The sequence below is a fragment of the Lysinibacillus sp. NPDC093688 genome, assembly GCF_050280145.1.
In the GTDB taxonomy this organism is placed as follows: domain Bacteria; phylum Bacillota; class Bacilli; order Bacillales_A; family Planococcaceae; genus Lysinibacillus; species Lysinibacillus xylanilyticus_B.
The window spans coordinates 1-7,483 of record NZ_JBNNUX010000078.1 but is presented as its reverse complement, the minus strand read 5'-3'; the positions used below and the strand labels follow the sequence as shown (position 1 = coordinate 7,483).

Here is a 7,483-nt window from a genome sequence, read left to right as displayed (position 1 = left end):
GTAACAACTTATGTTGAAGGTGTAAAAGATTACTCTGGTAATACAATTGCAGCAGATACAAAAGTAGTTGTTTCACCACAAGTTGATCAAACTCGCCCAGAAGTTAAGAAAGTAGAAGTGAAAAATGCAACAACTTTAGCTATTACTTTCTCTAAAACATTAGGTACTTCAGCTGGAAACAAAAACAACTATACTGTTCTTGATAAAGACGGAAAAGTAATTTCTGTTAAAGAAGCAGTATTATCTAATGATAAGAAAACTGTAACAGTAACTCTATATAAAGAGTTATCAGATGGTAAAAACACATTAGAAGTTAAGAATGTAAAAGATAATACAAAATTAGAGAATACAATGTTAGATTATAAAGAAGCTATTGAAAATGCTGACAGAGTAGCTCCTAAAATGGATTCATCATCATGGAACACATCTCAAAGACGAGTAGTTATTAAATTCTCTGAAAAAATGGATGTTGAAACATTATCTAACTACTCTAACTATCTTGTAGATATTAATGGACAATTACGTTCATTAAACAGCGATATTGCTAACATCGACATTTTACATGATGGAACTACTGTAGCTATTACATTCGCTGAAAAGATTAGTAATGAAACTGTTGAATTTGGAAAAGATAATATCACAGGTAAAGCAATTATCAAACAATTACGAGTTCTTTCAGTTAAAGACGTTGCAGGTAATGTGTTAAAAGAGTTTTCTGAAAATAAAGGTGCTAACCATATCGATTTCACAAAAGATAATTCAAGTTTAGCACTTGGCGAATATAAAACAATTGGTAGTGCGAAATATTCTGCTGCATTAGTTGATAGAAAAACTGTTGAAATCAAATTTAATGCTGGTATCGAAGATGTAAAAGCTGGCGGTATTACTTTAGCTGCAGGTAGCACAAATACAATTTCTTCAATTGAAGCAAACGGTACTTCAACTGTTAAAGTGAAATTTGATAAAGAAATTAATGCTGACGCTTCTAATTTCGGATTAGATGTGAATTTTGCTAAATTAGTTACTTTAGCTGGTGATTCATTTACAGGTTCTGATGTAATCAAAGCGCCAACAAAAACAGTAGCTGGTAATCTATTGGATAAGGTTGCTCCTGAAGTGGATGGAGACGCTAATTATGTAACAAATCAAGCTGATAAAACAATTTTAGTTCCATTTACTGAAGAACTTACACTTAATGGTGCTTCTAAAGAGACAGCTGCAAATGATTTTAAAGTTGTTCGTCACAGTGATACAAAAGAACTAACTGCAGGTACTGATTATACTGCGGAAGTTTCTCCTGATGGAAAAGGTATTTTAATTACTATTAAAGCAGTAGATTCTACAGAAGGTGGTTCTGTTTACTTAGTTGATGTAGTAGATAATGCTAAATATATTTCTGATATGTCTGCAGCTAAAAACTTCATTGCTGGTGAAAAAACTCGTGAATCTGCAAACAAAATTGATTTTGGTGCTTCAACTGCTGTGACAGCAACAGTTACTGGAACATATAAAAATGCTGATACTACTAAGATTGAAGCTGGTGAAACATTAGTATTTAATTTCAGTACTGAAATTGATCCAAGTGTTACTGCTAATCTTGTAACAGAGTTCGCAGGTGTTTTCGGTCCTGGAACTGCAGATGAAGGATTTACTGTAGCTACAACTACAGCTGCTGGAAAAACAGTTGTTACTGTAACAGCTGAAGCTAACTTTGTACCTGCTGAAATTGCAACTTTTAACACAACTGGAACGATTACTATTTCTAAAGCTAATCTTAAAGATAAAGTTACTGGTAATCTTCCTACAGACAATGCTGTAATTAATTTCAAATAATAATTAAAAAGAAATTTGAATATCATTTCTTAATAGAAAGGTTCTGTAGAGAGTTATTCTCTACAGAACCTTTTTTCTACATTATAAATATTCACTATTGCGTAATTCCAAGATTCAAGCTAGAAAAATATTAGATAGATATGCATATAATTGACTTTGAAAAATATATCATAACTTAATAAGTCCAAAAGTAGAGGCCATCACTTAATTGTGATGGCCTTTTCGTTATATACGTATAGACAAGACGTTGTAGCTTAGATAATTCTGTAGCATTTATTAATTTTGCTAAGCTTGTATATCGTTTTTTTCTTACTGTCATTACATTACTATCAAGAATGCATTTGGCAATTAAAAAATGTAGTAAATGGTCATTAATTTTGTTGCCACTTGCCAACACTATTACTTATTTTCGAATACTAGAATTACGGTAACGATAGCTTTCTCGAGTAAATATGACGGAGGATTAAGCGATTGATTACCGCCTCTGTTAGAATTTGATTCCCAAATACATGATTCTATTAACCAAATTGAAGATTAGTCGTAATAATGATGCTACGCTTTTCATAACACATCGAATTCACGTCCGAATGGTACATTTTTAGTTTGCCATAACCAATATTTTTTTGAACTCTAGTTAATCTAGATCTGAAACGACTTATACTTTAGAATAATTTCAATGAAATATGGTAATGCTATTTTTAATTATAAAAAATCATTTCTATTAGATTGGTGGTGAGATAATGAAAATTATAGATGAATATTGGAAGAGTACTGATATTTGTATCTCATCAAAAACTAAAACGATATTGAATGAGTATCTTCTGTGTTTAAAGTTAGAAAATAAAGCAGTTGCAACTATAACTAAATATAAATGGATACTGGAACGCTTCCTACGTGAATGTAAGGTTCCCTTGATGGATATGACCTCAGAAGATGTTAGAGAATGGATCAATGAATTTTCAGTAGATAAAAAACCAAATACAATAGCGCTTGTACTTGCAACACTATCTTCCTTTTTTCAATTTTGTTTTGATGAAGAATATATAGAAAGAATGATAATAAAAAAACGTTGGAGACCTCAATTACCAAAATCTCTCCCTAATTATCTAGATGAGTATGAGTTTTCTCGTATTAAACTTATCTCTGAACAATTACCAATTCGTGATAGAGCTATTATTTTATTTCTTCTTACTTCGGGTTGCCGTGTCTCAGAAATGTCAGCGTTAAATATTGAAGATATTAATATGGATAAACGTACAGCAAAAGTAATAGGAAAAGGTAATAAAATAAGAACTATCCATTTTTCTATAGAGTGTGCATTAGCATTACAAGATTATTTACATGCTCGCTCTTATAACCCAAAAGAGCCATTATTCATGAATAAATTTGGAGAACGTCTTTTAAGTGGTGGAATACGAGGGGTTCTAAAAAAAGTGGGGAAACAAGCGGACCTTAAAAAAAATTTCCATCCTCATTGTTGTAGACATACATTTGCCACCAATTTGTTGGCAAGAGGAGCAGACCTTCAGTTTATAGCGGATGAAATGGGACATGCCGATTTGAATACAACACGTATCTATGCACAAATACCATCGGAAGATAAGAGATTAAAATATCAGAATATAATGGGGTGATTTCTTTGAATCAGGAAGTCTTACAAGCCTTCTATGATGATAATTGTAATCAGTTCAGCTCAGAAACAATTCGATCTTATAAAATTTCACTCTCTCAATTTTTTTCGGAGAGTGAAAAAAACTATGATGAAGTAAAGGCAAAGGATATACGTATTTGGCTGGCAACTCTAAGTGAAAAAGGGTTGAAAATACGTAGTATTCAACTGAAATTAACTGCATTAAAATCGTTTTATCAATATTGTATCGAAGAAAATAAGATTAATCATAATCCCACTAAGAAGGTAAAAACCCCAAAAAGTGAAGACTCACTTCCTTACTATTTAAACAAACGTCAATTAGCATTACTTCAGGAGTTAACCAAAGACAATTTAAGAGAACGAGCAATTGTAGAAGTCTTATATGCAACTGGGGTAAGAATTAGTGAATTATTGAATATTAAACTAGAAGATATAAAGTGGGATACCCGCCAAATATGGATTCGTAAGGGCAAAGGAAATAAAGAACGTTTTGTTTTATTCAGTCATGAATGTGCTGTACGTATGAAAAGTTATATGAATGTGCGGTACGAGAATAGTGATTTTTTGTTTTCTAGTCCTAGAGGTCAACATATTAGTTGTGATTTAGTACAACTGTTATTTAGGAATTATTCAAAAGAACTAGGATTCAAAGTCACTCCTCACACTTTAAGACACACCTTTGCGGCACATTTAGCAGAAAAGGGAATGGAATTTATCTATATTCAAGATTTGCTGGGGCATGCCAATATCAATAGTACAAGAATTTATACTAGATTAATGAATCACGCAAGAAAAAAACAATATGATCAATTCCAAACATAGAATGGGAGAGAAAGTCCATGAAGTATTGGGTATTAGAGAAAGAATTATCTAACTCGGAAAATACGGAAATAGTAAATTTATTTTTACTAAGCTTGAAAAAGAAAAATAGAAGCAAGCAAACCATCATAAGACAACGTAATATATTAAAGCTATTTTTTAGGAAAAAAAAGAAACCATATAATTTTATAACCTCAAACGATATTCAACATTGGCTTACTGAACAACAAACTGGACGTAAAGAAATAACAATTAGAAATTATTTAGCAATCTTACGCGCCTTCTATTACTTTTGTGCAACGGAAAAGTTTATTGAGGTATCTCCACTCCAAGATAATGAAAAATCGTTGTCTTGCCCTGAAAGGTACTGGGAGTTAAAGTTAACTTTACCTAATCAAGAGAACCAATATGTAATCAATAAATTTTTGGTTAATTTAAAGAATCTAGAAAGAAGTAAGAGGACCATTATTTGTAAAAGAATATTTTTACAACATTTTTTCAAGGATTTTGATAAATCATTTTCTTTTATTACTTTAGAGGAGATTGAAAAGTGGCTTATAAAAAATGGGGATATCTGGAGTGATAAAACAATAAGTGCAATTCTAAGTGCACTTAGAACCTTCTACGACTTTTGTTGGGAGGAAGGGACTATAGAAAATCCGCCATTAAGAAACAAAAGGAAAGTTAGGAACTATTCAGAAAAGGATAGCATAATACAGATTCGGTTACCCAACACTGAAAATCAAAAAGTAATTAATGAGTATTTGCTTAACCTAAAAGAAAGAAATAAGAGCCATCGCACCATTGAAGAATATAGATTTATTTTACAAGCATATTTTAGAGCTACAAATATCCATTTCTCTCTTCTTAAAAATAATGATTTTCAACAGTGGATTCAGATATATAAAAAAAGAGCAAAAGAGACAACCGTAGGTAACTATATGAGTATCTTCCGTTCTTTTTATGCATTTTGCGTCAGGAAGGATTATTTAGAGAAGTCACCAATCACATATAAACGGGAGAAAGGAAAGGATAATAAATATTGGGAGATAAGTAATTCATTTGCAAACAATGAGAACAGAGTGATAATTAATGAATATCTACTAAGCATGAAATTGGAAAACTTAAGTTCAGGAACTATTTACCAATATCGGTTTTTTCTTAACAAATTTTTTAAAGATAAGTGTGAAAATTGTTTTTCTCTGACTTCAGAGGAAATTCGAGAGTGGTTTATTCCTCATCAAAAGGGATTAGAAGAAGGAACAATTAAAAAACGCTTAATAGTTCTCTCATCATTTTATAAATTCTGTGTGGATGAGGGTTATATGATGAAGTCGCCCATCAAGACAAGATGGTTTCCACGATTACCGAAATCAGTTCCAAAGTATTTGGAAAAAGGAGAAATTGCGAAAATTCGGCAGATATGCGAAAAGCAAAAGGGGCTTAGAAACAGGGTTATCGTAGAACTGCTTCTTACATCGGGTTGTCGAATCAGTGAAGTTAACATGTTAAATAAAAGTGATATAGATTTAGAAAATAGAATAGCTCATGTATTGGGAAAAGGAAAGAAAATTCGGGAGGTTCACTTTTCTGAAAAATGTGCTATTTTGTTAGAACGATTACTGGAGTCTTATGAAATTGAACATCCTGCACTTTTTGTCTCTGAATGGGGAACTAGACTGAGTGTTAGGAGAATGCAACAAATTGTAGAGGAGATTGGAAAAGAAGCAGAGATTGAGAAACCTTTATATCCCCACCGTCTGCGGCATACGTTTGCAACAGAATTATTGACAAAAGGAGCTGATCTTTCTTTTATAGCAGATGAATTAGGACATAAACAACTTCAAACGACGAAAATCTACGCTTGTCTACCGAATTGGAAGCTTATTAATCTATATCGAAAATTTAAGGGATAGGATGATGCGGAAAGTATGGAAAAAAGTAAATATATCGAAAAATTCAAGGTGGATTATGAGTTTCGATTGGCTCCTAGTACAATAAGCGATTATCAACAGACAGTAAGACAAATGCAAGATAATATGGAAAAGTCATTCGATATTATTACTAAAAAGGATATACGAAACTGGTTAATAACATTAGAAGAAAACGGATATAAACGTAATTCAATAAATAAAAAATTGATAGGATTAAAAACCTTTTATCAATACTGTATAGAAGAAGGGGTTCTTACTAAGAATCCTGTTAAGGAAATACCAATCCCAAAGATTATGGAAACAATGCCTCGTTATTTAACAAAAAAACAAATCTCAAGTCTATTAGCGCTTGTGGAAGGAAGACTTTATGAGAGGACAATTATTGAAGTGCTTTATGCAACAGGGGTAAGAATTAGCGAACTGATAAAAATGAAAAAAGAAGATATCAACTGGTCTGAACGAAGTATTCTTATTTCAGAGGGAAAAGGAAAAAAAAGTAGGATTGTATTATTCAATCTTGGTTGTGCTCAATATTTGTACGAATATTTGAATAGTCGAACTGACCAATTACCTTATGTTTTTATCAACCAACAGGGGACAAATAAGATTTATGTTCAGAAAATTACTGCTCTCTTTCGTTCCTATTCTAAACATCTGGGATTTAGGGTAACCCCTCATATGTTGAGACATACCTTTGCTGCTCACCTTGCCGAAAGAGGGATGCCTCTTGAAAGTATTCAGCAGCTACTAGGACACGAGACCACTCATTCAACCCAGTTGTATGCTAAATTATATAATCAAGCTAGAAAAGAAATTTATGATAATTGGATGTGACAATCTATAGAGGATTGTCACATCCTGTTTTTTTGTGGTAAAATACAGTACTTCTATTTCGTGTTTTGTTAGATATATTTTGAAGATTATTTTTAAATTTATTTACTCTTTAAATAATCATAAATATATTTTTTCAAGGATGACTTCCATGTGGCTCTTGGCCAATATTCTAAATAAGGGTTGTATCTAGTCGTTCATGCCCCAAAAAACTCATAATATTGTAATTAACCTGAATTGTTAACACTGATATAATAAGCTCAAACCCTTGATATGATTGAGATTGGGTTTGTTTTTTTATTTTCTTATTCAAACTGAAACTGCAACTAACCTTAAAGAAGTAGTAGTAGCGTTTGACGGTAAAGTTGATAAAGAAACAGCAACTGATAAAGCAAACTACTCTTTAAAATCAGGT

5 protein-coding genes and 1 pseudogene are annotated in these 7,483 nt (G+C 31.9%); 5 read left to right on the top strand and 1 reads right to left on the bottom strand.

Annotated features, from left to right (window positions below; genetic code table 11):
- The coding region (locus tag ACQKN2_RS24770) for an Ig-like domain-containing protein (protein WP_427417290.1) at window positions 1-1,833 on the top strand (1,833 nt) is incomplete at its 5' end.
- A gap of 403 nt (window positions 1,834-2,236) precedes the next feature.
- On the opposite strand, the pseudogene ACQKN2_RS24765 reads toward ACQKN2_RS24770, so the two are convergent.
- Window positions 2,237-2,414 (bottom strand): annotated as a pseudogene (locus tag ACQKN2_RS24765) (ATP-binding protein); the annotation flags it as partial.
- Window positions 2,415-2,573: 159 nt separating this feature from the next.
- Here ACQKN2_RS24765 and ACQKN2_RS24760 point away from each other — a divergent pair.
- From ACQKN2_RS24760 to ACQKN2_RS24745, 4 genes are read left to right on the top strand one after another with little or no spacing between them, the layout of a single operon-like run.
- Window positions 2,574-3,467: a tyrosine-type recombinase/integrase gene (locus tag ACQKN2_RS24760; protein ID WP_427417289.1), complete on the top strand. Its 894-nt coding sequence runs from the start codon at window positions 2,574-2,576 to the stop codon at window positions 3,465-3,467.
- 5 nt (window positions 3,468-3,472) lie between these two features.
- Window positions 3,473-4,306, top strand: a complete 834-nt coding sequence (gene xerA / locus ACQKN2_RS24755; RefSeq protein ID WP_427417288.1) for a site-specific tyrosine recombinase/integron integrase — start codon at window positions 3,473-3,475, stop codon at window positions 4,304-4,306.
- A 17-nt stretch (window positions 4,307-4,323) separates the two neighbouring features.
- Window positions 4,324-6,219 carry a tyrosine-type recombinase/integrase gene (locus ACQKN2_RS24750; RefSeq protein WP_427417287.1) on the top strand — a complete coding sequence of 632 codons (1,896 nt, stop codon included), beginning with the start codon at window positions 4,324-4,326 and terminating at the stop codon, window positions 6,217-6,219.
- A 15-nt stretch (window positions 6,220-6,234) separates the two neighbouring features.
- The gene (locus ACQKN2_RS24745; RefSeq protein WP_427417286.1) at window positions 6,235-7,071 is read left to right on the top strand and encodes a tyrosine-type recombinase/integrase; all 837 of its coding nucleotides are present in this window, start codon (window positions 6,235-6,237) and stop codon (window positions 7,069-7,071) included.
- The last annotated feature ends 412 nt before the right edge of the window (window positions 7,072-7,483 follow it).

Excerpts from the sequence above, each read along its gene's own strand:
- ACQKN2_RS24760 (WP_427417289.1), top strand. The coding sequence starts at position 2,574 with ATGAAAATTATAGATGAATATTGGAAGAGTACTGATATTTGTATCTCA.
- ACQKN2_RS24750 (WP_427417287.1), top strand. The coding sequence starts at position 4,324 with ATGAAGTATTGGGTATTAGAGAAAGAATTATCTAACTCGGAAAATACG.
- ACQKN2_RS24745 (WP_427417286.1), top strand. The coding sequence starts at position 6,235 with ATGGAAAAAAGTAAATATATCGAAAAATTCAAGGTGGATTATGAGTTT.